The organism is Pseudomonas sp. MWU16-30322, from assembly GCF_020515535.1.
Taxonomy (GTDB): domain Bacteria; phylum Pseudomonadota; class Gammaproteobacteria; order Pseudomonadales; family Pseudomonadaceae; genus Aquipseudomonas; species Aquipseudomonas fluorescens_H.
Window position 1 is genome coordinate 49747 of sequence record NZ_JAIWYL010000008.1, and the last position, 26800, is coordinate 76546.

General features: G+C 61.0%; 23 protein-coding genes. 15 read left to right on the forward strand and 8 right to left on the reverse strand.

Features of this window, described 5'->3' with window-relative positions; genetic code table 11:
* Positions 1–28 precede the first annotated feature (28 nt).
* Positions 29–1171 (reverse strand): DegT/DnrJ/EryC1/StrS aminotransferase family protein, encoded by a 1143-nt coding sequence (locus tag LCH64_RS17500; RefSeq protein ID WP_226500860.1) that lies wholly within the window; start codon positions 1169–1171, stop codon positions 29–31.
* 156 nt (positions 1172–1327) lie between these two features.
* Between LCH64_RS17500 and gcvP the strand changes: the two genes are divergently transcribed.
* Entirely contained in the window at positions 1328–4201 is a 2874-nt protein-coding gene (gene gcvP / locus LCH64_RS17505; RefSeq protein ID WP_226500861.1) for an aminomethyl-transferring glycine dehydrogenase, read from the forward strand.
* A 188-nt stretch (positions 4202–4389) separates the two neighbouring features.
* Here gcvP and LCH64_RS17510 read toward each other — a convergent pair whose 3' ends face one another.
* The 3 genes from LCH64_RS17510 to LCH64_RS17520 all read right to left on the reverse strand — a co-directional run bounded on the left by LCH64_RS17510 (position 4390) and on the right by LCH64_RS17520 (position 6989).
* Positions 4390–4710: a DUF2388 domain-containing protein gene (locus LCH64_RS17510; protein ID WP_177434708.1), complete on the reverse strand. Its 321-nt coding sequence runs from the start codon at positions 4708–4710 to the stop codon at positions 4390–4392.
* Between the two features lie 65 nt (positions 4711–4775).
* Positions 4776–6560: a type II/IV secretion system protein gene (locus tag LCH64_RS17515; RefSeq protein WP_226500862.1), complete on the reverse strand. Its 1785-nt coding sequence runs from the start codon at positions 6558–6560 to the stop codon at positions 4776–4778.
* 90 nt (positions 6561–6650) lie between these two features.
* Positions 6651–6989 carry a hypothetical protein gene (locus tag LCH64_RS17520; RefSeq protein ID WP_226500863.1) on the reverse strand — a complete coding sequence of 113 codons (339 nt, stop codon included), beginning with the start codon at positions 6987–6989 and terminating at the stop codon, positions 6651–6653.
* Positions 6990–7115: 126 nt separating this feature from the next.
* Here LCH64_RS17520 and LCH64_RS17525 point away from each other — a divergent pair, with 126 nt between their 5' ends.
* Positions 7116–7580 (forward strand): Lrp/AsnC family transcriptional regulator, encoded by a 465-nt coding sequence (locus LCH64_RS17525; protein WP_027610503.1) that lies wholly within the window; start codon positions 7116–7118, stop codon positions 7578–7580.
* Between the two features lie 142 nt (positions 7581–7722).
* On the opposite strand, the gene LCH64_RS17530 is transcribed toward LCH64_RS17525, so the two are convergent.
* Positions 7723–9093, reverse strand: coding sequence for a CYTH domain-containing protein (locus LCH64_RS17530; protein WP_003229277.1), 1371 nt, complete (start codon positions 9091–9093; stop codon positions 7723–7725).
* Positions 9094–9249: 156 nt separating this feature from the next.
* On the opposite strand from LCH64_RS17530, the gene argE reads away from it, so the two are divergent.
* Positions 9250–10404, forward strand: a complete 1155-nt coding sequence (argE, locus tag LCH64_RS17535; RefSeq protein ID WP_226500864.1) for an acetylornithine deacetylase — start codon at positions 9250–9252, stop codon at positions 10402–10404.
* Between the two features lie 267 nt (positions 10405–10671).
* Positions 10672–11970: an amino-acid N-acetyltransferase gene (gene argA / locus LCH64_RS17540; RefSeq protein ID WP_003229273.1), complete on the forward strand. Its 1299-nt coding sequence runs from the start codon at positions 10672–10674 to the stop codon at positions 11968–11970.
* 134 nt (positions 11971–12104) lie between these two features.
* Here argA and tauA read toward each other — a convergent pair whose 3' ends face one another.
* On the reverse strand, positions 12105–13091 hold the full coding sequence (tauA, locus tag LCH64_RS17545) for a taurine ABC transporter substrate-binding protein (protein ID WP_226500996.1): 987 nt from the start codon (positions 13089–13091) through the stop codon (positions 12105–12107).
* A 366-nt stretch (positions 13092–13457) separates the two neighbouring features.
* On the opposite strand from tauA, the gene LCH64_RS17550 reads away from it, so the two are divergent.
* The 8 genes from LCH64_RS17550 to LCH64_RS17585 all read left to right on the forward strand — a co-directional run bounded on the left by LCH64_RS17550 (position 13458) and on the right by LCH64_RS17585 (position 20733).
* Positions 13458–14801, forward strand: a complete 1344-nt coding sequence (locus LCH64_RS17550; protein ID WP_226500865.1) for an OprD family porin — start codon at positions 13458–13460, stop codon at positions 14799–14801.
* Positions 14802–15095: 294 nt separating this feature from the next.
* The gene (locus LCH64_RS17555) at positions 15096–15734 is read left to right on the forward strand and encodes a peroxiredoxin (RefSeq protein WP_103521769.1); all 639 of its coding nucleotides are present in this window, start codon (positions 15096–15098) and stop codon (positions 15732–15734) included.
* Positions 15735–16053: 319 nt separating this feature from the next.
* The gene (gene ssuE / locus LCH64_RS17560) at positions 16054–16647 is read left to right on the forward strand and encodes an NADPH-dependent FMN reductase (protein ID WP_003229266.1); all 594 of its coding nucleotides are present in this window, start codon (positions 16054–16056) and stop codon (positions 16645–16647) included.
* Between the two features lie 88 nt (positions 16648–16735).
* On the forward strand, positions 16736–17716 hold the full coding sequence (locus LCH64_RS17565; protein WP_003229264.1) for a sulfonate ABC transporter substrate-binding protein: 981 nt from the start codon (positions 16736–16738) through the stop codon (positions 17714–17716).
* A 25-nt stretch (positions 17717–17741) separates the two neighbouring features.
* The gene (gene ssuD, locus LCH64_RS17570) at positions 17742–18890 is read left to right on the forward strand and encodes an FMNH2-dependent alkanesulfonate monooxygenase (RefSeq protein ID WP_003229262.1); all 1149 of its coding nucleotides are present in this window, start codon (positions 17742–17744) and stop codon (positions 18888–18890) included.
* Between the two features lie 8 nt (positions 18891–18898).
* Positions 18899–19681, forward strand: a complete 783-nt coding sequence (gene ssuC, locus LCH64_RS17575; protein WP_093429771.1) for an aliphatic sulfonate ABC transporter permease SsuC — start codon at positions 18899–18901, stop codon at positions 19679–19681.
* A complete protein-coding gene (gene ssuB / locus LCH64_RS17580) occupies positions 19678–20484 on the forward strand; it encodes an aliphatic sulfonates ABC transporter ATP-binding protein (RefSeq protein ID WP_103486210.1) in 807 nt (268 codons plus the stop codon). Before ssuC ends, ssuB begins: the two co-directional genes overlap by 4 nt.
* 33 nt (positions 20485–20517) lie before the next feature.
* A complete protein-coding gene (locus LCH64_RS17585; protein ID WP_003229256.1) occupies positions 20518–20733 on the forward strand; it encodes a TOBE domain-containing protein in 216 nt (71 codons plus the stop codon).
* 159 nt (positions 20734–20892) lie between these two features.
* On the opposite strand, the gene LCH64_RS17590 is transcribed toward LCH64_RS17585, so the two are convergent.
* Positions 20893–21525, reverse strand: coding sequence for a TetR/AcrR family transcriptional regulator (locus LCH64_RS17590; protein WP_226500866.1), 633 nt, complete (start codon positions 21523–21525; stop codon positions 20893–20895).
* A gap of 249 nt (positions 21526–21774) precedes the next feature.
* Complete coding sequence (locus LCH64_RS17595; protein WP_003229254.1) at positions 21775–23151, reverse strand: glutamine synthetase family protein; 1377 nt, start codon at positions 23149–23151, stop codon at positions 21775–21777.
* Between the two features lie 278 nt (positions 23152–23429).
* On the opposite strand from LCH64_RS17595, the gene LCH64_RS17600 reads away from it, so the two are divergent.
* The 3 genes from LCH64_RS17600 to LCH64_RS17610 all read left to right on the forward strand — a co-directional run bounded on the left by LCH64_RS17600 (position 23430) and on the right by LCH64_RS17610 (position 26661).
* Positions 23430–23786: a glutamine amidotransferase gene (locus tag LCH64_RS17600; RefSeq protein WP_226500867.1), complete on the forward strand. Its 357-nt coding sequence runs from the start codon at positions 23430–23432 to the stop codon at positions 23784–23786.
* Positions 23787–23881: 95 nt separating this feature from the next.
* A complete protein-coding gene (locus LCH64_RS17605; RefSeq protein ID WP_003229252.1) occupies positions 23882–25240 on the forward strand; it encodes a glutamine synthetase family protein in 1359 nt (452 codons plus the stop codon).
* Between the two features lie 56 nt (positions 25241–25296).
* Positions 25297–26661: an aspartate aminotransferase family protein gene (locus LCH64_RS17610; protein ID WP_103485652.1), complete on the forward strand. Its 1365-nt coding sequence runs from the start codon at positions 25297–25299 to the stop codon at positions 26659–26661.
* The last annotated feature ends 139 nt before the right edge of the window (positions 26662–26800 follow it).

Below are 26800 nucleotides of genomic sequence, written 5' to 3' on the forward strand. Positions count from 1 at the left end.
TCTCTCGGGGCTTTTTTGTGGGCGTCGATCAGGCGTCGCGCAATACCGCTTTCACCGCCGCCACCGACCGCTCGACGTCGTCCTTGGCCATGCTGGTGAACATCGGCAATGACACGATCAAGCGTCCAACGCGCTCGGCAACTGGCAACATCCCTTCCTTGAACCCGCGCTCGCGGTACAGGCTCAGCAAGTGGATCGGCGGGTAGTGATAGCCGATGCCGATACCTTTGGCCTGCATCTGTTCCATGAACGTGGCGCGGGCCGGCAAGCCGTCCTTGCGCTCGGGCAGGACCAGCTGGAACAGGTGCCAGTTGCTCTGGGTGAAATCCGCTGGCGGCAGTTGCGCGCCATAGGTCGCTTCGAAGTCATCGCCAAAGCATTTGAAGTAGTGCCGGGCCAGTTCCTGACGATGGGCGGTCAACGCCTCGATATGCGCGAATTGACCCAGGCCGATGGTGGCGGCGACGTCGGTCATGTTGAACTTGCCGCCGAGCACGTCGACGTCCAGACCGTCGAAGCCGTTGCGGGTCACGCCCTGCAGGCGGTACTTCTCCGCCAGCCGTGCTTCTTCCGGGGTGTTCAGCACCAGACAGCCGCCCTCGGAGCAGGTGACGTTCTTGTTCGCCTGAAAACTGAACGAGACGAAATCGCCGGTGGCGCCGATGCGCTGACCGTTCCAGCTCGAACCCAGGGCCTGAGCGGCGTCTTCGACAATGCGCAAGTTGTGTTTGCGGGCGATGGCGTACAAGCGCTCCATGTCCACCGGCAGGCCGGCGAGGTACACCGGAATCACCGCTTTGGTCCGCGGGGTGATGGCCGCTTCCAACTGGTCCAGATCGATGTTGCGGGTCACCGGATCGATGTCGGCAAACACTGGTGTGGCGCCGACTTCGAGGATCACGTTGGCGGTGGCGACCCAGGAAATCGGCGTGGTGATCACTTCGTCACCCGGCCCGATGCCGGCGATGCGCAAGGCGATTTCCATGGTGCAGGTGCCGGAGTTGAAGGTGCGCACCGGGCGCCCGCCGAAGTATTCCGACAGTTGTGCTTCAAAGGCCTGGACCTTCGGCCCGCTGGTGATCCAGCCGGAGCGCAGCACATCGCCGACGGCGGCAATCGTGGCTTCATCAATGACAGGTTTGGAAAACGGCAGGAACGGCAGTTGGCTCATGAGGATTCGATCATCCGAAAGTTGGACGCCTGATGCAGGCGCTACAGCATGCCCCGGAACCCCCTCTGCCGCCAAGCCGTGCGCGTCGGGATCGGCTGCTATGCTGGTTTGACCGTGTTGCATTGACGCCGAGCGCCAGCCAAGAGAGAGCCCGTCATGTCCCAGTTGCCATCCTTGAGCCAGTTACGCGACCCCGAAGCCTTCCTGCGTCGCCATTTGGGCCCCGACGCCGCCGAACAGCAGGCGATGCTCGACAGCCTCGGCCTCGGCTGCCGGGTCGAACTGATCGAGCAGACGGTGCCGCCGGGCATTCGTCTGAATCGGGCGCTGGATTTGCCGCCAGCCCTCGATGAGCAGGCGGCGTTGGCCAAGCTGCGCGGGTATGCCGAGCAGAATCAGGTCTGGACCAGCCTGATCGGCATGGGTTACCACGGCACGCTGACGCCAACCGTCATCTTGCGTAACGTGCTGGAAAATCCCGGCTGGTACACCGCGTACACCCCGTATCAACCGGAGATCGCCCAGGGCCGTCTCGAAGCGCTGCTGAATTTTCAGCAACTGACCATCGACCTCACCGGACTTGAACTGGCCAACGCCTCGTTGCTCGACGAAGCCACGGCCGCCGCGGAAGCCATGGCCCTGGCCAAGCGTGTGGCGAAGTCGAAGAGCAATCTGTTTTTCGTTGATGAAAACTGTCATCCGCAGACCATTTCCGTGGTGCAGACCCGCGCCGAAGGCTTCGGTTTCGAGCTGATCATCGACGCTGTGGATAACCTCAGCCAGCATCAGGTGTTCGGCGCGTTGCTGCAGTATCCCGACAGCCACGGCGAGATCCGTGATCTGCGCCCGGTCATTGATCAGCTGCACGCGCAGCAGGCGTTGGCCTGTGTCGCTACCGATCTGCTGAGCCTGTTGCTGTTGACGCCGCCGGGTGAACTGGGCGCGGATGTGGTGTTCGGTTCGTCCCAGCGCTTTGGCGTACCGATGGGCTACGGCGGCCCGCATGCGGCGTTTTTTGCCAGCCGCGAAGAGTACAAACGGGCGATTCCGGGGCGGATCATCGGCGTGTCGAAAGATGCCCGAGGCAATGTGGCGTTGCGCATGGCCCTGCAAACCCGTGAGCAGCATATTCGCCGCGAGAAGGCCAATTCGAACATCTGCACCGCGCAGGTGCTGCTGGCCAACATCGCCAGTTGCTACGCGGTGTATCACGGGCCGCAAGGCTTGAAACGCATCGCCCAGCGTGTGCACCGCTTGACCTGCATTCTGGCCGCGGGCCTTGAGCGCCATGGCATCCAGCGGGTCAACGGGCAGTTTTTCGACACCCTCACGCTGGAGGTGGGCGGCGCGCAAAGCGCGATCATCGACAGCGCCAGGGCCGCGCAGATCAACCTGCGGATTCTCGGCCGTGGCCGAGTGGGGTTGAGCCTCGACGAGACTTGCGATGCAAACACGGTGGCCAAACTGTTTGATGTGCTGTTGGGTGCCGATCATGGGTTGAACGTCGACGAAATTGATGCAGAAGAGCTGGTTTCCGGGATTCCCGAGCACCTGCAACGCAACACGCCGTACCTGCGCCATCCGGTGTTCAATGCGCATCACAGCGAAACCGAGATGTTGCGCTACCTCAAGCAACTGGAGAACAAGGATCTGGCGCTCAACCAGTCGATGATCCCGTTGGGCTCCTGCACCATGAAACTCAACGCCACCAGCGAGATGATCCCGATCACCTGGCCGCAGTTCGCCAACCTGCACCCGTTTGCGCCTCGGGAGCAGGCGGTCGGTTACACCTTGATGATCGAAGAACTGCAGCGCTGGTTGTGCGCGATCACCGGGTTCGATGCGATCTGCATGCAGCCCAACTCCGGAGCCCAGGGCGAATACGCCGGGTTGTTGGCGATTCGCAAATATCACGAAAGCCGGCAGCAGGGCGCGCGGGACATTTGCCTGATCCCGTCTTCGGCCCACGGCACCAACCCGGCCTCGGCGCAGATGGCGGGGATGCGCGTGGTGATCGTCGAGTGCGACGAGGCCGGTAACGTCGATCTGGACGACCTGAAAACCAAGGCGGCCGCGGCGGGGGACAAGTTGTCGTGTCTGATGGCGACCTATCCGTCGACCCATGGTGTGTACGAGGAGGGCATCAGCGAGATCTGCGAAGTTATCCACCAGCACGGCGGGCAGGTGTACATGGACGGCGCCAATCTCAATGCGCAGGTCGGGCTGGCCCGGCCGGCGGACATTGGCGCCGACGTGTCGCACATGAACCTGCACAAGACTTTCTGCATTCCCCATGGCGGCGGCGGGCCGGGCATGGGGCCGATCGGCATTCGCGCGCATCTGGCGCCGTTCGTTGCCAATCACCCGGTGGTGCCGATTGACGGCCCGTTGCCACAGAACGGCGCAGTCAGCGCGGCGCCGTGGGGCAGTGCGAGCATTTTGCCGATCAGCTGGATGTACATCGCGATGATGGGGCCGCAGTTGGCAGATGCCAGCGAAGTGGCGATCCTCGCCGCGAATTATCTGGCGCAGCATTTATCCGGCGCATTTCCGGTGCTGTACACCGGGCGCAACGGGCGGGTGGCCCATGAGTGCATTCTCGATCTGCGGCCGTTGAAGGCGCAGACCGGGATCAGCGAAGAGGACGTCGCCAAGCGCCTGATGGACTATGGCTTCCATGCGCCGACCATGTCCTTCCCGGTGCCAGGGACGTTGATGGTCGAGCCAACCGAGAGCGAGTCCAAGGCCGAACTCGATCGGTTCATCGGCGCGATGCTGAGCATCCGCGCGGAAATCAGCGAAGTGCAGAACGGCAACTGGCCGGCGGAGGACAACCCGCTCAAGCGCGCGCCGCATACCCTGGCGGATGTCACCGGAGTGTGGGAGCGGCCTTACAGCATCGAGCAGGGGATCACCCCGGATGCGCATACCAAAGCGCACAAGTATTGGCCGGCGGTGAATCGGGTCGATAACGTTTATGGGGATCGCAATCTGTTCTGTGCCTGCGTTCCGGTGGACGATTACCGCTGATCCTCAGGAAACACACAGACCCATTGTGGGAGCGGGCTTGCTCGCGAAGGCGGTGGGTCAGGCATATGTATTTTTTCTGACCGGACGCCTTCGCGAGCAAGCCCGCTCCCACGGGGTGGCGTGGTGAATTCGGAATGACGGGCAAAAAAATGCCGCTCGATCGAGCGGCATTTTTGTCGGCGCAAGGCTTACTCGGATTCCACCGCGTTCTTCGCCAGAATCGCATTCGCCAGTTCCATGTCCGTGGCCTGCAGGCCCGGGTTGTCGGCGCGGACTTTCTGCATCGCCGCTTCCAGGTACGGCCCGCGGATACCGCCGTCGCTGGCGACGAAGCTGCCGGCGTCGTCCTGCGCGGCGACGATCAGCTTGTGATCCTTGAAAGTCAGGTAGGTCGAACCGGTGGTGGCACCGGAGGAAATGACGTTACGCCAAAAGCCGTCGGCCATCGCTGAACCAACGGGAAGGGACAGCAAGGCAAGGGTCGCGACAGCAAGTTTGAGACGCATGATTGAGTGACTCCTGGGGGTTATCTAAGGCGTTGGATAACGATTCGCCAATCCGGTTCCGTAGTGGCCTATTTCTGTTCGCTCTGCGGTGTTACCCGCAGCACCTCCTCAATGGTGGTCAGCCCCGCCGCAACCTTTTGTGCGCCCGACAGGCGCAGGCTGCGCATGCCTTCCTTGAAGGCTTGCCGCCGGATCGCGGTGAGGTCGGCGTCGGGGGTGATGAAGGCCTTGAGGCTGTCGCTCAACTGCATGATTTCGTAGACCCCGGCGCGTCCGCGATAACCGGTGTCGCGACACTCCAGGCAACCGATAGCGCGTTGCGCATTGCCCGGCAGCGGCGCCTGCCAGGGCCGGGTCAGGGTTTGCCAGTCTTCCTCTTCCAGCGTCAGCGGCGCCTTGCAGTGCGGGCACAGCGTGCGCACCAGGCGCTGGGCCATGACCCCGAGCACCGTAGCCTTGATCAGATAGTGCGGCACGCCGAGTTCCAATAGCCGACTGATCGCGCTGGGGGCATCGTTGGTGTGCAGGGTCGACAGCACCAGGTGGCCGGTGAGTGCAGCCTGAATCGCCATTTCTGCGGTTTCCAGGTCGCGAATCTCGCCGATCATGATGATGTCCGGGTCTTGCCGCATCAGCGCGCGTACCCCGGCGGCGAAACTCAGGTCGATGTTGTGCTGGACCTGCATCTGGTTGAACGCCGGCTCGACCATTTCGATCGGGTCTTCGATGGTGCAGAGGTTGATCTCCGGCGTCGCCAGTTTCTTCAGCGTGGTGTAGAGCGTGGTGGTCTTGCCCGAACCGGTTGGCCCGGTGACCAGAATAATGCCGTTGGGCTGACGGGTCATGTCCTGCCAGCGGCGCAGGTCGTCAGCGGAAAAGCCCAGCTGGTCGAAGTCCTTGAGCAGCACTTCCGGGTCAAAAATCCGCATGACCATTTTTTCGCCAAACGCGGTGGGCAACGTTGAGAGCCGCAGCTCCACCTCGCCACCGTCCGGGGTCTTGGTCTTGACCCGGCCGTCCTGGGGTTTGCGCTTCTCGGCGACGTTCATCCGCCCGAGGCTTTTCAGGCGACTGACGATCGCCATGGTCACCTGCGGCGGAAATTGATAGACGTTGTGCAACACGCCATCAATGCGGAAACGCACGGTGCCCTGTTCGCGGCGCGGTTCGATATGGATATCACTGGCGCGCTGCTGGAAGGCGTACTGAAACAACCAGTCGACGATGTTGACGATATGCGCGTCGTTGGCGTCCGGCTCCTGATCACTGGCGCCGAGGTTGAGCAGTTGTTCGAAGTTGCCGAGGTTGCCGCTCTGCGCGTCGGCATTGCTGGCGCCACTGACCGATTTGGCGAGGCGGAAGAACTCGACGCTGAAACGCTGGATATCCGCCGGGTTGGCGACGACCCGTTTGATCGGCAGCTTCAGCACGTGGGTCAAGTCAGCCTCCCAACCGGTGACGTAGGGCTGGGCGCTGGCCACGACCACCGCGTCGCGGTCGACCGCCACCGCGAGAATCTTGTGGCGTTGGGCAAAGGCGTAGGACATCAGCGGGGTGATCGCCGCAACGTTGATCTTCAAAGGGTCGATGCGCATGTACGGCTGGCCGGCCTGTTGCGCCAGCCACAGGGTCAGGCTTTCCAGATCCAGATGCTTGCCCGGACGGCTGAGGTCATCCAGTTGCTGGCTGGCAATGAATTCCAGCGGATGCTGCTGGCCGTGGGGCGCGTGGCGGCGCCGGGCATTGAGCGCCTGCTCCGCCGAATCCTGGCTGATAAAGCCCTGGGCGACCAGTTCACGCAACACATCGTTGAGATCCAGCCAGCGGTCCTGAGTGGCGAGTTGAACGGACATGCGGGCTCCTTTTGAACGACTGTGCGCAAAGGATAGTCGTGGCCCCGCAGACTGTTGGGCCACTACCCGACAAAGCCGTTGCCGGATTTGTCAGCCGGCCGCCTGGGCTGGCGCAGCCCACGCCGTGTCAGCGTTTTGCAGGTTCACCGAGCAGACGCTGATCAAGTTACGAAGTTTTTCCGCAATCACCTGCGCGCGATGCCAACTGAGCCCGTCGATGACGATGTCGATCGACAGCAGATCGTCGAGCCGTTCGACGTGGACCTGCTGCGGCGTGAGGAACTGCAACGCGAACAGGTTCAGCACCCGCACCAGCAGATCCGGCTCGGCTTCGGCGAGCAGCTGATATCGCGCACAACAGTGGGCGTTGTTGACGTTCCACACATCGGCGCGGGGCGCAGGGGTATTCACGGCTTCGAGGTGAGGCATGTCCGGTCTCCAGAGTCAGTGGAGGAATTTTTACATTCGGTGTCGGGCATTTCTTGTCTAAGATGAGCGGATTCGCGGATTGCACGACTGGAACGATTCGCAAAATGAACACTTTGAGGATTGGTTATGCATAGCGAGCTGGACAGCTACGACCGGCGGATTCTCGCCTTGCTGCAAGAGGACGCGTCACTGTCCAGCGCGCAGATCGCCGAGCAGGTGGGACTGTCGCAGTCGCCGTGCTGGCGGCGGATTCAGCGGATGAAGGAGGAGGGGATCATTCGCGGGCAGGTGACCTTGCTTGATCGCAAGAAGATCGGCCTGAACACGCAGATCTTCGCCGAGATCAAACTCAACGCCCACGGGCGTTCGAACTTCACCGAATTCACCGAGGCGATTCGCGGTTTTCCGGAAGTGCTGGAGTGTTATGTGCTGATGGGCGCGGTGGATTTTCTGTTGCGGATTGTCGCGGCGGACATCGAGGCGTATGAGCGGTTTTTCTTCGAGAAGCTGTCGCTGGTGCCGGGGATTCAGGAAGTGAACTCGATTGTGGCGTTGTCGGAGATCAAGTCGACGACCAGCCTTCCGGTCTAGCACGGATGGCCTCTGTGGCGAGGGAGCTTGCTCCCGCTGGGCTGCGAAGCGGCCCCAAAATCTGCAATTGCAGGAATCGGGAGTCCTTCGGCCTCCAGCGGGAGCAAGCTCCCTCGCCACAGTTTTCAGGTGTTGCTGAGCATCACATGCGCAGCAGCATTTTCCACGCACGATTCTGATAAACCGCAATCGCCTGCTGCTTGCGCGCATCGAGCAGTTCGTCAGTGATGGTCGGTTCGTTGGCCAGTTGCGCCAGTTTGTTCAGCTCGCCGTACAGGCGATCCATTTCCGCGATCTCCAGCACGTTACGCGCATGGTGCAGCCAGACCTGGATGCGTTCGATGCGCGGCAGTTGCTCGGCCAGATCTTCCGGTTGCTGCTGATAGCGCTGCAATTGCAGGGACGTGGCTTCTTCGCCGAGCAGGCGCGGCAGCCAGCTGTGCAGTTGCGCGGCGCCCTGGCGGTTGCCGCGGGTGTTGCGCTCGGCGGTCCAGGTGCGAGCCAGCAACCAGCGCGACGCAGTCAGCGAGAACAGACCCCAACGCGGGTCTTCCAGCTCCTCAAGGAACTGTTCCGGCGCCGCTTTGCGCACGTCTTCGTCTTCGATGCCGACCTGAACCAGCGGGCGCCAGTCTTCGAGCAATGCGTCCAGCGCCACGCGCAGGTCGTGAGTGGCCGGACGCGGTGCGGCCTGGCCGAGGCTGCTGAGCAGGGCGCGCATTTCCGCAAGGTTCTCGACCCAGTCCTGCAGCAGGCGCCAGTGGCCGTTGAAACGATACTGTTCAGCCAGACGCTGGCTGCTGCCGAGCAAGTGCCAGCCCAGCGCGGCGAAAGCGTCGTCGAGTTGGGTTTCCGGGGTCAGTTGCGGCGCCGGCAGGCTCAGCGAGTAGCTGTTGGCGTCGTACAGACGGTAGCCGCGCTCGGCCTTGCTGATGTCGCACGGCATCAGGGCCAGGGTTTCGGCCAGTTCGGCGGCCAGTTCCAGCAGCGCGGCAGGCTCGCCTTCGCGCAGCTCCAGTTCCAGCTCGCAGATTTCTTCTTTCTGTTTGCCGACCACCACGTGACCGAGGTCCAGCGCGGCTTCGATGACCACTTTGGCCTTGCCACGGCCCCAGGCGATTTCCGCGCGCTCGCGGACGAAATCGGTGGTGAAGATCGGCTTCAGGGTTTTCTTGTCCAGCTCGGCCAGCGACTCGGGCCAGCATTCGCCGTCGAGTTTCTTCACGTCGAGCTTGGCTTTGGGCAACTTCCAGTCGTACTCGTTACGCTCGGACAGACCGGCAACACTCTGACCACGGGTCTTGAGGGTCTGAATCACTTCGTCACCGTCCTTGCGCAGGCGCAGGGCGACTTTGGCCTGAGCCAGATCGCGCTCGGGGGTGTCGAAGTACTGGTTCATCAACTCACGGCGTTCCCAGCCATTTTTGTTGCGTTTTTTCAGTAGCGGGTGCTCGCGCAGGGCAGCGAGGGTTTCGCGGCTGACGCGGAGTTTGATTTCGGTTTCTTTCTGCATGGCCGGAAAATCCAGGATCGGGAGCGCAGCCGGGGGAATGTGTGGCTGCCAAGGCCGTGCAGTGTACAGGACTCAAACTTCCTACGCCCTGCGGCGGTTTATTCCGAGCGCCGGATGGCTCTATGATGGACTTCAAATCGGGAGTTGGAGTCAGCGATGCCTTTGCCATCCATGCAAGACCAGTTCGCTGCACTGATCGCCGCACCGTCGGTCAGTTGCACCCAACCGAGCCTGGATCAGTCCAACCGGGCGGTGATCGATTTGCTCGCCGGTTGGCTGGGCGATCTGGGCTTCAGCTGCGATATCCAGCAGGTCAGCCCCGGCAAATTCAACCTGCTCGCCAGTTTCGGCAGCGGCCCCGGCGGTCTGGTATTGGCCGGGCACAGCGACACGGTGCCTTACGACGATGCGCTGTGGCAGACCGATCCGCTGAAACTCACCGAGGTCGACGGCCGCTGGGTCGGGCTGGGCAGTTGCGACATGAAGGGTTTTTTCGCGCTGATCATCGAGGCCGTGCAGCCGTTGCTCGACCAACCGTTCAAGCAACCGCTGCTGATCCTCGCCACCTGCGATGAAGAAAGCTCGATGTCCGGTGCCCGGGCACTGGCCGAGGCCGGCAAGCCGCTGGGCCGTGCGGCGGTGATCGGCGAGCCGACCGGGCTCAAACCGATCCGCCTGCATAAAGGTGTGATGATGGAGCGCATCGACATCCTCGGGCAGAGCGGCCATTCGTCGGATCCGCGCCTGGGCCACAGCGCCCTCGAAGCGATGCACGATGCCATCGGCGAACTGCGCGGTTTGCGTCTGTTGTGGCAGCGTGAATTCAACAACCCGCAGTTCAGCGTGCCGCAACCGACCATGAACTTCGGCTGTATTCATGGCGGCGACAACCCGAATCGCATTTGCGGCCAGTGTTCGCTGGAGTTCGACCTGCGTCCGCTGCCGGGCATGGACCCCAATGTCCTGCGTGCGGAAATCCTGCGCAAGCTCAATCCGGTGGCCGAGCGGCATCAGGTGAAGATCGATTACAAGCCGTTGTTCCCGGAAGTGCCGCCATTCGAGCAGGCCGCAGACACCGAATTGGTGCGCATCGCCGAAAAGCTCACCGGTCACAGTGCCGAAGCAGTAGCGTTCGGCACCGAAGCGCCTTATCTTCAGCGCCTGGGTTGCGAAACCATCGTGCTCGGCCCCGGCGACATTGCCTGTGCGCACCAGCCCGGCGAATACCTTGAAATGTCACGTTTGCAGCCTACCGTGCATCTATTGCGGCAGTTGATTGAACATTACTGCCTGGGCCCGGACAAACCCTGATGTCCCCCTGTGGGAGCGGGCTTGCTCGCGAAGACGGTGGGTCAGTCGACATGGATGTACCTGATACACCGCTTTCGCGAGCAAGCCCGCTCCCACAGGGGGGACGGTGTTTTGTCTGACCAAACGCTGTAAATTGCCAGCACCCCAACCCGTATTCATGAGGAGAGCGCGCGTGTCGCCAAGCCTGTTCCGACGATAACCATCAGCCCGCTGTGCGTTTTCCGTTTCGCCCTTTTTCCGGCTGCTATTTATTACAGGCCCAGGTTCATGCCCGAATACGTTAATTGGCTTCGTCACGCGTCCCCTTACATCAATGCCCACCGCGACTGCACCTTCGTCGTCATGCTGCCCGGCGACGGCGTGGAGCATCCGAACTTCGGCAACATCGTCCACGACCTGGTGCTGTTGCACAGCCTCGGCGTGCGCCTGGTGCTGGTCCACGGTTCGCGCCCGCAGATTGAAACCCGCCTCGCCGCCCGCGGCCTGACCCCGCACTACCATCACGGCATGCGCATCACCGACGCGGCGACGCTGGAATGTGTGATCGACGCGGTCGGCCAGTTGCGCATCGCCATCGAAGCGCGGCTGTCGATGGACATGGCTTCGTCGCCGATGCAGGGTTCGCGTCTGCGGGTGGCCAGCGGCAATCTGGTGACCGCGCGGCCGATCGGCGTGCTCGAAGGCGTCGACTATCACCACACCGGCGAAGTGCGCCGGGTCGATCGCAAAGGTATCAATCGTCTGCTGGACGAGCGCTCGATCGTGCTGCTATCGCCGTTGGGTTATTCGCCGACCGGTGAAATTTTCAATCTGGCCTGCGAAGACGTCGCTACCCGCGCCGCCATCGACCTCGGTGCCGACAAGCTGCTGCTGTTCGGCGCCGACCTCGGTCTGATCGACGAGAACGGCAAACTGGTGCGCGAACTGCGTCCGCAGCAGGTGCCGGCGCATTTGCAACGTCTGGGCAACAACTATCAGGCGGAATTGCTGGATGCCGCCGCCGAAGCCTGCCGTGGCGGCGTGGCGCGCAGCCATATCGTCAGTTATGCCGAGGACGGTGCGCTGCTGACCGAACTGTTCACCCGTGATGGTGGCGGTACGCTGGTGGCCCAGGAGCAATTCGAGCTGGTGCGCGAGGCGGCGATTGAAGACGTCGGCGGTTTGCTCGACCTGATCAGTCCGCTGGAGGAGCAGGGGATTCTGGTGCGCCGTTCGCGCGAAGTGCTGGAGCGCGAGATCGAGCAGTTCAGCGTGGTCGAGCGTGAAGGGATGATCATCGCCTGTGCGGCGCTGTATCAGATCGCCGACTCGGATGCCGGTGAGCTGGCGTGCCTGGCGGTGAATCCGGAGTATCGCCATGGTGGTCGCGGCGATGAGCTGCTTGAGCGCATCGAGACCCGTGCCCGGGCGCAAGGGTTGAAGACCCTGTTCGTCCTCACCACCCGCACGGCGCACTGGTTCCGCGAGCGCGGGTTCGAACCCAGCAGCGTCGAGCGCCTGCCGGCGGCGCGGGCGTCGCTGTACAACTATCAGCGCAACTCGAAGATCTTCGAAAAGACCCTCTGAAGATTAGCGAGTGATTCTTGTGGTGAGGGAGCTTGCTCCCGCTGGGCTGCGAAGCGGCCCCAAACCGGTGTTTGCCGGAATTGGGAGTCCTTCGGCCTCCAGCGGGAGCAAGCTCCCTCGCCACATATGTATCTTTATTCAGTTACAAACTTCGCGCTGACATACGGCGAATAGTCCGGCAGCACCGTTTCAACCTTGCCCTGTTCCTTCAAAAACTTCGCGGTCTCACCAATCGCCTTCGCCGTGCCGCCGTCCAGCAACGCGGTGGATTGCTGCGCCTTGGCGTCCGGGAACGCCGAACCGGCGAGCAGTTCCGGCACATCGGCGGCGTTGGCACCGGTCAATTTGGCGATTTTCTGTACCGGCTCGGATTCGGCGGTCCAGCTGTCTTTATGGCTGGCGTAATCGGCAAACGCGTCTAAAGTGACCTTGGCAAATTTGGCCACCACCTCAGGATGCTTCTCGGCGTAGTCCTTGCGTGCGACCCAGACTTCGAACGTCGGGGCGCCCCATTGGCCGACTTGTGCAGCATCGGTCAGGGTCTTGCCGGTCTTGCGGATTTCGCCCAGTGCCGGTGACCAGACAAATGCGCCGTCGATGTCGCCACGCTTCCATGCCGCAGCGATTTCCGCCGGTTGCAGGTTCACCACTTTGACTTTCGAGGTGTCCAGGCCCCAATGCTTGAGTGCGCCGAGCAGGCTGTAATGGGACGTGGAAACGAAGGGCGTGGCGATGGTCTTGCCGACCAGATCCTGCGGGCTATTGATGCCGCTGCCATTACGCACCACCAAGGCCTCGGCTGCATTGATTTGGGCTGAAACAATGAAGGCGACGATCGGCAGATTGCGTGAGGCGGCCGCTGCCAAAGGGCTGGAGCCGAGATTGCCGATCTGCACATCGCCCGATGCAATGGCTGTCACAACTTCCGGGCCACTATTGAAGCGTCGCCAGTCGATCTTCTGGCCGATGGTTGTTTCGTAAGTACCGTCGGCCTGAGGGACTTTGCTCGGGTCGATACCGGTTTGATAACCCACCGTGAGGTTGGCGGCTTGAGCGGAGAAAGAAATTATCGCTGACACACAAACTGTAACAAATTGACTAGATAGTGCCCGTTTGGCCATGATGGCGTCGCCTTTTGGATAGGGTTTGACGTGATTTGAATACGTCAACGCTAAGCGATCTAAAAAAGGGCGAACAAATACCATTTAGTAATTAGCTTAGTAGCCGATATCCTGTGTTGCGCTGCAGGTGGCCATTACTGGGCCATATAGCTAGATAGTATAAAAAAGAATGAAATAATTCTTTTTGGGGTTATCAGGAAAGTCAGTACTGTGCAGGGACCCAAATACTGCGATTAGACCTTGGTCGTAGACACACAAGGTTACGATTGACTTGTCAGTCACGCTCTGGCGCTAATCGCGAACCTACGGATCCGGGCATTCGACCAGGACCAGGAACACAAGAATTAGAAACGAGAGGAGCTTTACATGAACAAGTCCACCTTGGCCCTGGCTGTGGCCGTAGGGGTTTTGGCGCAGCAGGCAGGCGCCGCCGGTTTCATCGAAGACAGCAAGGCCACTCTGGGCTTGCGCAACTTCTACATCAACACTGACAACCGTGATGGCCAGCCATCGGCTACGTCCAACACGCGCAACAAGAACGCCGAGTGGGGCCAAGGCTTCGATCTGCGCTTCATCTCCGGTTACACCCAAGGCACCGTGCAGTTCGGTGTTGACGCGATCGGCCTGTACGGCGTGCGTCTGGACTCCAGCCGTGCAGAACACGGCAACTACACCGGCACTGCTTCGGGCGGTACTGTGTTCCCGAGCGATGGCAACAAAGCTGTGAATGACTTCGCCAGCCTGGGCGTGACCGGCAAGGTCAAGATCTCCCAGACCGAGCTGAAGGTCGGTACCCTGCTGCCGAACAACCCGGTCATCAAGTACAACGATGGTCGTCTGCTGCCGCAAACCTTCCAGGGTGAAGCGATCACCTCGAACGAGTTCAAGGATCTGACTCTGACTGCCGGTCAGGTTGAGGCCGTGAAGGGTCGTAACTCCAGCAACAACGAGAACATGTCGATCGCTGGTGCGAACGCCAGCTCGAACTACGATACCGGTGTGTTCAGCAACAAGTTCTACTACGGTGGCGCTGACTACAAGGTCACCAAAGACCTGACCGCTTCGTACTACTACGGCGAGCTGAAAGACTTCTACTCGCAGAACTTCCTGGGTCTGGTACACAACTGGGGCATCGGCCCGGGCGTACTGAAAAGCGACCTGCGTTACTACCGCAGCCGTGACAACGGTGCCAACGGCGATACCGCTGCCTACTACACCAGCGGTTACTACGGTGGCAAAACTGTCAAAGGCAAGGTCGACAACGATCTGTACAGCTACCTGGCCCTGTACTCGGTTGAAGGTCACACCTTCGGTGCCGGTTACCAGTACACCAAAGGTGACAGCGACTTCCCTTGGCTGAACCAGGGTGACGGCTCGTCCAACAGCACCATCACCGACATGCAGATCCAGAAGTTCGCCCGTGCTGGCGAGCGTACTTGGCAGGCTCGCTACGGCTACGATTTCGCCAAGATCGGCGTTCCTGGCCTGACCGCCAACCTGATCTACCTGCGTGGTAACAACATCGACACCCCGCTGGGCGAAAAAACCGAGTGGGAACGTGACCTGACCATCGGTTACGTGATTCCGGAAGGCCCGCTGAAGAACCTCGGCGTAGCCTGGAAAAACGCGATGTGGCGTACCGACCTGGCGAACACCCGTTCTCAGGACGAAAACCGCCTGATCGTCAGCTACTCGATCCCGCTGCTGTAATAGCGCGTTCAAACTGCTGATGTAAAAAAAGCCCCGTCCGGCACCGTGCCGGACGGGGCTTTTGCGTTTTCGAGTCAGGCTCACCCCCGTAAGCCTGTCCCGAAATTCCCTCTTTGCAGCAACTCAAGGCCTTCTCGAACCTTGAGAACGATGTTCGTCGCGATGCCGTCGAGCGTCCAGTGAACGATGTTTAATATTCCTTTAGATTCTAGATATCTATTTATTTATTCTTTTTCATGATGTCGAATCCCGAGCTACAGTTGAGTTCTCCAACAACTCATCAGGAGCAGCACCATGAGCCTCAGACTCGGCGACATCGCCCCCGACTTCGAACAGGATTCCAGCGCCGGCAAGATTCGTTTTCACGAGTGGCTGGGCGATAGCTGGGGCGTGCTGTTCTCCCACCCGGCCGACTTCACCCCGGTGTGCACCACCGAGCTGGGCTTCACCGCCAAGCTCAAGGATGAGTTCAGCAAGCGCGGCGTCAAAGCCATCGCGCTGTCGGTCGACCCGGTGGACTCGCACCACAAGTGGATCGAGGACATCAACGAAACCCAGAACACCCTCGTCAACTTCCCGATCCTGGCCGACGCCGATCGCAAGGTTTCCGACCTCTACGACCTGATCCATCCGAATGCCAACGACACCCTGACCGTGCGTTCGCTGTTCGTGATCGATCCGAACAAGAAGATTCGCCTGACCATCACCTACCCGGCGAGTACCGGGCGCAACTTCCACGAGATCTTGCGCGTGATCGATTCGCTGCAACTCACCGACAATTACAAGGTGGCGACCCCGGCCAACTGGCAGGACGGTGATGAGGTGGTGATCGTGCCGTCGTTGAAGGATGAGGAAGAGATCAAGCGGCGTTTTCCCAAAGGCTATCGCGCGGTGAAGCCCTACCTGCGTCTGACGCCGCAGCCGAATAAGTGAATCAGTGAAATTTGGGCTGTAGCTACCGCCGCCTTCGCGAGCAAGCCCGCTCCCACAGGGGAAACGCATTCCAAAATGTGGGAGCGAGCCTGCTCGCGAAGGCGTTAGTCCAGCCACCACGGAACCACAAAGCAGGGAATTTCAGGCCGTGTTCACGGCCTGTTTTTTTGCCCGGAACAAAGCAAATAACATATCTCTAAAACGCATAACCAAATGAATAAATATGATTTATGGATATATAAATCAGCTGGTAAGGTCACTCCCATCGAAGCGAGATCGCAACCCGCGAATCGCCTGTAACGCGTAAGGAATCGTCTGAATGCTGGTCGTCTCACTCGGTGGCAGTCCCAGCCTGCGCTCCCGTTCCGGGGTGCTGCTGGAACGCTCGCAACACTGGTTGCGGCAGCAAGGGGTCGAAGTGGTGAGTTATCAGGTGCGGGACTTCCCGGCCGAAGATCTGCTCCATGCCCGCTTCGATAGCCCGAAAGTGCTCGACCTGCTGGCGCAGATTGAAAACGCCGATGGCCTGCTGATCGCCACGCCGGTGTACAAGGCGTCGTTTTCCGGTGCGCTGAAAACCGTACTGGATCTGCTGCCGGAACGTGCCCTGAACCACAAGATCGTTTTGCCGATGGCCACGGGCGGCAGCATCGCCCACATGCTGGTGGTCGATTACGCGCTCAAACCGGTTCTGTCGGCATTGAAAGCGCAGGAAATGCTGCAAGGAATTTTTGCCGAGGACAGCCAGATCGCTTACGGCGAAGGCAGTGCCGCGGCGCAACTGGCACCCGCGCTGGAGCAGCGTCTGCATGAAGCGCTGGATCAGTTTGTCAGTGCCATGGCTCGCCGGCCGAAGCCGCTGGAGCCGGGGCTGTTGAATGAACGTTTGTTGAGTGCTCGCTGGAGCATTTAAGCCTCACCGGAATTGAAGTACTGGCCTTACTCGCCCGCCAACGGGCAAGCAGGTGCAGCCACAACCCAACAGCAAAAAGGAGAGCGCTATGCGCACTGTATTTTTGCGTCGCGGTCTGGTCGCTCTGTTTGCTGCGGCTGTGTCCTTCGGCGCCATTACTCAAGCTCAAGCCGAGACCTTGCGGATCGGTTATCAGAAGTACGGCACGCTGGTGCTGCTCAAGGCCAAAGGCACACTGGAAAAGCGTCTGGCCGCCCAAGGCGTGGACGTGCAATGGACTGAATTCCCCGGCGGCCCACAACTGCTCGAGGGCCTGAACGTCGGCTCGATCGACTTCGGCGTCACCGGTGAGACGCCACCGGTATTCGCCCAGGCTGCCGGCGCCGATCTGCTCTACGTTGCCTACGAACCGCCAGCACCGACCAGCGAAGCGATCCTTGTGCCGAAAGACTCGCCGATCAAATCGGTGGCCGATCTGAAGGGCAAGAAAGTCGCCCTGAACAAAGGCTCCAACGTGCACTACCTGCTGGTGCGCGCACTGGAAGACGCCGGTCTCAAATACTCTGATATTCAAACCGTATTCCTGCCGCCGGCCGATGCCCGCGCCGCGTTCGAGCGTGGCAGCGTCGATGCCTGGGTGATCTGGGATCCGTACCAGGCCGCTGCCGAAAACCAGCTGCAGGCGCACACCCTGCGTGACGGCAAAGGCATCGTTGACAACCACCAGTTCTATCTCGCGACCAAACCTTACGCGCAGAAAAATCCCGAGGTGATCAAGACCCTCGTCGAGGAAGTGCGCGCGGTGGGCGAGTGGTCCAGGGCCAACCCGCAGGACGTGACCCAACAGGTCGCGCCGCTGCTCGGCCTGTCGCCGGAGATCACCCTGACTTCGGTGAAACGCCAGGGCTACGGTGCGTTGTTCCTGACCCCGGACGTGGTCGCCGCGCAACAGAAAATCGCCGACACCTTCTACCAGCTCAAGCTGATTCCCAAGCCGTTGAGCATCAAGGACGTGATCTGGACACCACCGGCCGCTGTGGCCCAAAGCTCGGTTACCCAAGCCCAGTAAATCGAATCCCCAAGGAGACCACTCCATGAGCCTCAACATCTTCTGGTTCCTGCCTACCCACGGCGACGGCCATTACCTTGGCACCGCTGAAGGCGCACGCGCCGTTGACCACGGTTATCTGCAACAGGTCGCGCAAGCGGCGGATCGTCTGGGCTTTGGCGGCGTGCTGATTCCCACCGGCCGTTCCTGCGAGGACTCGTGGCTGGTGGCCGCGTCGCTGATCCCGGTGACCCAGCGTCTGAAATTCCTTGTCGCCCTGCGCCCCGGGATCATTTCCCCGACGGTGGCGGCGCGGCAGGCTGCGACCCTGGATCGTCTGTCTGGCGGTCGTGCGCTGTTCAACCTGGTGACCGGTGGTGACCCGGAAGAGTTGGCCGGTGATGGTCTGTTCCTCAACCACGAAGAGCGCTATCAAGCCTCGGTGGAATTCACCCGCATCTGGCGTCGGGTGCTGGAAGGCGAAACCGTCGATTACGACGGCGAACACATCAGCGTGAAGGGCGCCAAACTGCTCTATCCGCCGATCCAGCAACCGCGTCCGCCGCTGTACTTCGGCGGCTCGTCGGAAGCGGCGCAGGATCTGGCCGCCGAACAGGTCGAGATGGTGCTGACCTGGGGCGAGCCGCCAGCCGCGGTGGCCGAGAAGATCGAACAAGTGCGCGCCAAAGCCGCCAAGCTCGGACGCACCGTGCGCTTCGGCATTCGTTTGCATGTGATCGTGCGGGAAACCAACGCCGAAGCCTGGCAAGCGGCAGACCGGCTGATCTCGCATTTGGACGACGACACCATCAAACGTGCGCAGGCATCGCTGGCGCGCTTCGATTCGGTCGGTCAGCAGCGCATGGCCGCGCTGCACGGCGGCAGTCGCGACAACCTCGAAGTCAGCCCGAATCTGTGGGCCGGCGTCGGTCTGGTGCGGGGCGGTGCGGGTACCGCGCTGGTCGGCGATGGCCCGACCGTGGCCGCCCGCGTGAAGGAGTACGCCGATCTGGGCATCGATACGTTCATCTTCTCCGGTTATCCACACCTCGAAGAGTCGTACCGCGTCGCTGAACTGCTGTTCCCGCACCTCGACATCGAGCGCCCGGAACTGCCAAAAAGCGCCGGTTACGTGAGCCCGTTCGGCGAGATGGTGGCCAACGACATTCTTCCCAAAGCCGCGTCGCAGAGCTGAGGCGCGCCATGAAGAAAATTATCCACAGCCTCGCGCCCTGGGCGTTGCCGGTGCTCCTGCTGGCGGTGTGGCAGTTGTCGGTGTCGGCCGGTTGGTTGTCGACGCGGATCCTGCCGGCACCGGTGGCAGTGATCGAGGCCGGTGTCAGTCTGGTGCGCAGCGGCGAGATCTGGACGCATCTGGCAATCAGCGGCTGGCGCGCGGCGCTGGGCTTCACCATCGGTGGCAGCATCGGCCTGGCGCTGGGTTTCATCACCGGCCTGTCGAAGTGGGGCGAACGCCTGCTCGACAGCTCGGTACAGATGATCCGCAACGTGCCGCACCTGGCGCTGATTCCACTGGTAATCCTGTGGTTTGGCATCGACGAGTCGGCGAAGATTTTCCTGGTCGCACTGGGCACGCTGTTCCCGATTTACCTCAACACTTATCACGGCATCCGCAACGTCGATCCGGCGTTGGTGGAGATGGCGCGCAGTTATGGCTTGAGCGGTTTCAGCCTGTTCTGGCAGGTGATCCTGCCGGGCGCGCTGCCTTCGATTCTGGTCGGTGTGCGTTTCGCCCTGGGCTTCATGTGGCTGACGCTGATCGTCGCCGAAACCATCTCGGCCAGCTCCGGCATCGGCTATCTGGCGATGAACGCCCGCGAGTTTTTGCAGACCGATGTGGTGGTGCTGGCGATCCTGCTTTACGCGGTACTCGGCAAGCTCGCTGACCTCGCCGCCCGTGGACTTGAGCGTGTGTGGCTGCGTTGGCATCCGGCGTATCAGGTGGCCAAGGGAGGTGCAGCATGACCGCTCAACAACCTCCACGCCTGCTGCGCGGGATCCCACTGGTGGTGCGCAACCTGCAGAAAACCTTCGGTGCGCGGCAGGTGCTGCGCGACATCGACCTGCACATTCCGGCGGGGCAGTTCGTCGCCGTGGTCGGGCGCAGCGGGTGCGGCAAGAGCACCTTCCTGCGCTTGCTCGCCGGCCTCGATCAACCGACTGGCGGCGACCTGCTGGCCGGTGCCGCAGCGCTCAGCGATGCGCGGGAAGACACCCGGCTGATGTTCCAGGAAGCACGGCTGTTGCCGTGGAAAAAGATCATCGACAACGTCGGTCTCGGCCTTAAAGGCAACTGGCGTCCGCAAGCACTGGAAGCGCTGGAAGCAGTCGGTCTGGCGGATCGCGCCCATGAATGGCCGGCAGCCTTGTCCGGTGGGCAGAAGCAGCGCGTGGCGCTGGCCCGGGCGCTGATCCACCAACCGCGCCTGTTGCTGCTCGACGAGCCGCTGGGTGCGCTGGATGCCCTGACCCGGATCGAGATGCAGCAACTGATCGAACGCCTCTGGCAGAAGCATGGGTTCACCGTGCTGTTGGTGACCCACGACGTCAGCGAAGCGGTGGCGATTGCCGACCGGGTGATTCTGATCGAGGACGGCGAAGTCGGCCTCGACCTGCAAGTGGAGTTGCCTCGTCCGCGAGTGCGCGGATCGCATCGACTGGCGGCGCTGGAAACCGAAGTGCTCAACCGTGTTCTGTCCCTGCCTGGCGAACCGCCGGAGCCGGAGCCTGTTTCACCACTGCCTACGCAATTGCGTTGGGCTCAATAACTCAAGTTACAACCAACGACAGGAATCAAAGCCATGACTATCAAAGCCATCAACGTGCGCAACCAGTTCAAAGGCTCGATCAAGGAGATCGTTCTCGGCGACGTGCTGTCGGAAATCGACGTGCAGACCGCTTCCGGCATCGTCACTTCGGTGATCACCACCCGCTCGGTCAAAGAGCTGGAACTGGTGGTGGGCAGTGAGGTGATCGCCTTCGTGAAATCCACCGAGGTGTCGATCGCCAAGTTGTAAGCCTGTGGAAAAAAACAAACCCCGGAGGGCGTGAGCCCTTCGGGGTTTTTTGTTTATCGTGAATTCAGCGGCGCGGCCTTCGCGAGCAGGCTCGCTCCCACAGGGAACCGCATTCCAAATGTGGGAGCGAGCCTGCTCGCGAAGAGGCCGGTAAAGACGCTAGAGAATTCTTTTGGGCAGGTAAGGCGGCAGATACAGGCCGATATAGGCATCAAACACCCGCATCCCTTCCTCGGCCATGCGCGGGGTGATCTGCCCGTGTTGCTGCACCGAGCGCGCATACACGCGGTCGCCCAGTTCCATCGCCAGGGCAAACACGTCGACATCGCTTGGCAGGCGCGGCAATTCGAAGTGATGGTCGAACAGTTTGTGCATCAGGTCGCCGAGTTCGATGTCGTGCTGGCGGTCGGCCTGGGTCACTTCGGTGAGGCCGTGCTGGGCGAGGATCAGCTGGCGGGCGGCGGCGTCTTCGTCATAGATCTCCAGCATGCGCTGCTCGACCAGCCGCGACAGGTCACGCCAGTCGCGCAGCGCCTCGTGATCGATCGGCGCTTGCAGGCAGGCGCGGAAGGCTGCGTGCACATCGGCAGTCAAGGCTTCGAGCAGTGCCGGGACGCTGGCGAAGAAGTGATACACGGAGGACGGCGGAATCTGCGCGCGTTCGGCGACGCTGTAGATCGACAGACTGGCCACACCCTCGGCGGCCAGCAGCGTACGCGCGGCGTCGAGTATCGAGTCGATCCGCGCCTGGCTGCGGGCACGGGGTTTGCGAACGGGGGCGGGACGCGTCATGGAAGTCTCCTGCGGGGCAGCGGGCATTGTACGAGCCGAGCCGTGTGTTGTCTGCCAGGACGCCTTCGGGAGCAAGCCCCCTCCCACAGTTGATCTTCTGCGTACAAAAGATCCCCATCCGCTGTAGATCCCCTGTGGGAGGGGGCTTGCTCCCGAACCGCCGCAGGCGGCCATTCAGATCAGAATCCGGCCATAAAAAAACGCCGTGGGCCAAGACGGCCGACGGCGTTTTATCTGGTCGCAATCCGCTTACACGGTATGCAGATACCAGTTGTACTCAAGGTCGGAGATGGAGTGTTCGAACTCCTCCAGCTCGCTTTCCTTGCAGGCGACGAAGATATCGATGTACTTCGGATCGATGTACTTGGCCATCACCTCGCTGTCGTCCAGCTCGCGCAGGGCATCGCGCAAGTTGTTCGGCAGGCTTTGTTCGTTCTGCTCGTAGCTGTTGCCTTCGACCGGAGCGCCTGGCTCGATCTTGTTCACCAGACCGTGATGCACACCAGCCAGGACCGAAGCCATCAGCAGGTACGGGTTGGCGTCGGCGCCGGCCACGCGGTGTTCGATACGCACGGCATCGGCAGAGCCGGTCGGTACGCGGATCGCCACAGTGCGGTTGTCCAGGCCCCAGCACGGCGAGTTCGGCACATAGAACTGCGCGCCGAAGCGACGGTACGAGTTGACGTTCGGGCAGAGGAAAGCCATCTGCGCCGGCAGGGTCTCGAGCACACCGCCGATCGCGTGACGCAGCGCGGCGTTCTGCTCGGGATCCTCGCTTGCAAAGATGTTCTTGCCATCTTTGTCGAGCACCGAGATATGGACGTGCAGACCATTACCCGCCTGGCCTGGATACGGCTTGGCCATGAAGGTGGTGTCCATTTCATGGTCGTAGGCGATGTTCTTGATCAGACGCTTGAGCAGAACCGCGTAGTCGCACGCCTTGATCGGGTCGGCGACGTGGTGCAGGTTCACTTCGAACTGCGCCGGGGCACTTTCCTTGACGATGGCGTCGGCGGGGATGCCTTGCTCTTTGGCGCCTTCCAGAATGTCCTGGAGGCAGTCGACGTATTCGTCGAGGTCGTCGATCAGGTAGACCTGAGTCGAGTGCGGGCGTTTGCCGGAGATCGGCGAGCGTGGCGGCTGTGGACGGCCGTTCACGTTTTCCTGGTCGATCAGGTAGAACTCCAGTTCGAACGCGGCGCAGATGGTCAAGCCCAGCTCGTCAAACTTTGCAACAACTTGACGGAGCACTTCGCGCGGATCGGCGAAGAACGGGTCACCCTCGAGTTCGTGCATGGTCATCAACAGTTGCGCGGTAGGGCGCTTCTGCCATGGCTCGTTGCACAGGGTATCGGGGATTGGATAGCAGATCCGGTCGGCGTCGCCGATGTCCAGACCCAGGCCGGTGCTTTCCACCGTAGAACCATTGATATCCAGAGCAAATAGAGAGGCCGGCAGGTTGATGCCTTTCTCGTAAACCTTGTGGAGGCTGGTGCGTTCGATGCGCTTGCCGCGCACCACACCATTCATATCCGCAATCAGAAGGTCAACGTACAGAACCTCAGGATGTTCCTTAAGGAACGCGTTCGCTTCGTTAAGCTGAACGGCACGCGGGGGTACCGACATGATGCAACACCTTTGTTGTTAAAAATATCAATCATTGATCTTTTCTGGTTTCAGTCAACCCGAACGGCCTGCCGAAGTCAAGCGAGGCCTTTTTTGCCCTAAAAAAGCGCTGCAAGGGCATTTATGGGGCACTTTGGGGCAGTTTTTTGTCCTTGAAACACGTGGCACCCGCAGGCTTGAGCAGGCCGTGTTGTATTTTTTACGGGGGTGTTGTGTAAAAAAATGAACAAGGCTAAGCTCCGACCAAACCCATAACAGCAATAATACCGGGGTGCTTCATGTCTCGCCTGCCGTTAATCGGCATCACCGACTGCTCGCAACAGTCCGGTCTGCATGCTCATCACATCAGTGGCGACAAATCCGTCCGTAATGCAGCCAGCATGGCTCGCGGCGGGTCGACGAGGTTCTCGTCGGCATCAGGCCAAACGGCAACGTCCGATATTCTGGACGCACGGGACAGCATCCTGTTTATGGCGTTTCCTTTCAATATAGATCTCTTTGAGTCCCAAAGCCTGTGCCGCTCCCCGAGCCGTGCTCACGATTCTGCACGCCTTGAATGTGCACAGGAAATGCAACGCCAGCGTAAAGGGCAGGTAAGCTCCTCTTTCATTGTCGATGCGCGGTGCCAGGCGTAAGCCGGTACTGCGCGCAAGCAAGCCCCCTTTAACGCGACGCCACGGCGTCAAACTTTGCCTGACACGATGTCAGGAGACTCAGCCCAGAGGCATTTATGAGTAACAACCTCGACCAGCTCACCGATTGGTTGAAAGACCACAAGATCACAGAAGTCGAATGCATGATCGGCGACTTGACCGGTATCACCCGGGGCAAGATCTCGCCGACCAACAAGTTCATCGCCGAGAAGGGCATGCGCCTGCCAGAAAGCGTTCTGTTGCAGACCGTGACTGGCGACTACGTCGAAGACGACATCTATTACGAACTGCTCGACCCGGCCGACATCGACATGATCTGCCGTCCCGACCAGAACGCCGTGTACCTGGTGCCATGGGCCATCGAGCCAACCGCTCAGGTGATCCACGACACCTACGACAAGCAAGGCAACCCGATCGAGCTGTCGCCGCGCAACGTCCTCAAGAAAGTCCTGAAGCTCTATTCCGACAAGGGCTGGCAGCCGATCGTGGCGCCGGAGATGGAGTTCTACCTGACCAAGCGCAGTGACGACCCCGACTATCCGTTGCAGCCGCCGATCGGCCGCTCCGGACGTCCGGAAATCGGCCGTCAGTCGTTCTCCATCGAAGCGGCGAACGAATTCGATCCGCTGTTCGAAGACGTCTACGACTGGTGCGAACTGCAGGAGCTGGACCTCGACACGCTGATCCACGAAGACGGCACGGCGCAGATGGAAATCAACTTCCGTCACGGCGATGCACTGTCGCTGGCCGACCAGATCCTGGTGTTCAAACGCACCATGCGCGAAGCCGCGCTCAAACACGACGTGGCCGCGACCTTCATGGCCAAGCCGATGACGGGCGAGCCGGGCAGTGCGATGCACCTGCACCAGAGCATCATCGACATCGAGACCGGCAAAAACGTGTTCTCCAATGAAGACGGGACCATGAGCCAGCTGTTCCTGCACCACATCGGTGGCTTGCAGAAACTGATCCCGGAATTGCTGCCGCTGTTTGCGCCGAACGTCAACTCGTTCCGCCGCTTCCTGCCGGACACCTCGGCGCCGGTAAACGTGGAGTGGGGCGAAGAGAACCGCACCGTGGGCCTGCGCGTCCCGGATGCCGGCCCGCAGAACCGTCGCGTGGAAAACCGCCTGCCGGGCGCCGACGCCAACCCGTACCTGGCGATTGCCGCGAGCCTGCTCTGCGGCTACATCGGCATGGTCGAGGGGCTGAACCCGAGCGCGCCTGTCGTAGGCCGTGGCTATGAACGCCGCAACCTGCGCCTGCCGCTGACCATCGAGGACGCGCTCGAGCGTATGGAAAACAGCGCGACCATCGAGAAATACCTGGGCAAGACCTTCATCACCGGCTACGTCGCGGTCAAGCGGGCCGAGCATGAAAATTTCAAGCGCGTGATCAGTTCCTGGGAGCGTGAGTACCTGCTCTTCGCCGTCTGATACGCCGGGCGCGGTGGCCAGCCGCCGCGCCTTCACCGATAACAAGGAGAATTGGCATGACCAGCAACAACCCGCAAACCCGTGAGTGGCAAGCCCTGAGCAGCGATCACCACCTGGCCCCGTTCAGCGATTTCAAGCAGTTGAAAGAGAAGGGTCCACGGATCATCACCAACGCCAAGGGCGTGTACCTGTGGGACAGCGAGGGCAACAAGATCCTCGATGGCATGGCGGGTCTGTGGTGCGTGGCGATCGGTTATGGCCGCGATGAACTGGCCGACGCGGCCGCTAAACAAATGCGCGAACTGCCTTACTACAACCTGTTCTTCCAGACTGCGCACCCGCCGGCACTGGAACTGGCCAAGGCTATCGCCGACGTGGCGCCGGAAGGCATGAACCACGTGTTCTTCACCGGTTCCGGCTCCGAAGGCAACGACACCATGCTGCGCATGGTTCGCCACTACTGGGCGATCAAGGGCCAGCCGAACAAGAAAGTCATCATCAGCCGCAAGAACGGTTACCACGGTTCGACCGTGGCGGGCGCGAGCCTGGGCGGCATGACCTATATGCACGAGCAGGGCGATTTGCCGATTCCGGGCATCGTCCATATCGCGCAGCCGTACTGGTTCGCCGAGGGCGGCGACATGTCGCCGGAAGAGTTCGGCATCTGGGCGGCCAATCAACTGGAAGAGAAGATTCTCGAAGTCGGCGTGGACAACGTCGGTGCCTTTATTGCCGAGCCGATCCAGGGCGCCGGCGGCGTGATCATTCCGCCAGACACCTACTGGCCGCGCATCAAGGAAATCCTCGCCAAGTACGACATCCTGTTCGTCGCCGACGAGGTGATCTGCGGTTTCGGCCGTACCGGTCAGTGGTTCGGTTCGGATTTCTATGACCTGAAACCCGACATGATGACCATCGCCAAAGGTCTGACGTCCGGCTACATCCCGATGGGTGGCCTGATCGTGCGTGACGAAGTGGTGAAGGTGCTCAACGAAGGCGGCGATTTCAACCACGGCTTCACCTACTCCGGGCACCCGGTGGCGGCGGCGGTGGGTCTGGAAAACATCCGGATTCTGCGCGACGAGAAAATTATCGAGAACGCGCACAACGAAACGGCACCGTATTTGCAGAAACGTCTGCGCGAACTCAACGATCACCCGCTGGTGGGTGAAGTACGCGGGGTGGGGCTGCTGGGGGCGATCGAGCTGGTGCAGGACAAGGCCACTCGCAAACGTTACGAAGGCAAGGGCGTGGGCATGATTTGCCGGCAGTTCTGCTTCGATAACGGCCTGATCATGCGCGCCGTGGGCGACACCATGATCATTGCGCCGCCGCTGGTGATCAGCAAGGCGGAGATCGATGAGCTGGTGACCAAGGCGCGCAAGTGCCTGGACCTGACCCTCAGTGCGTTGCAGGCCTAAGTGCTAGGCTTCGAGCGGGGGAGCTGCGGCGCTCTCGCTCGAAGGTGTCAGAAAGGTTGGCCTTTTCTTGAAAGACCGCCTCCGATCTTGCCAGACTAGCCGCAGTTCCAGTTGTCGGGGTTCGGCCGCTGAACAAAGT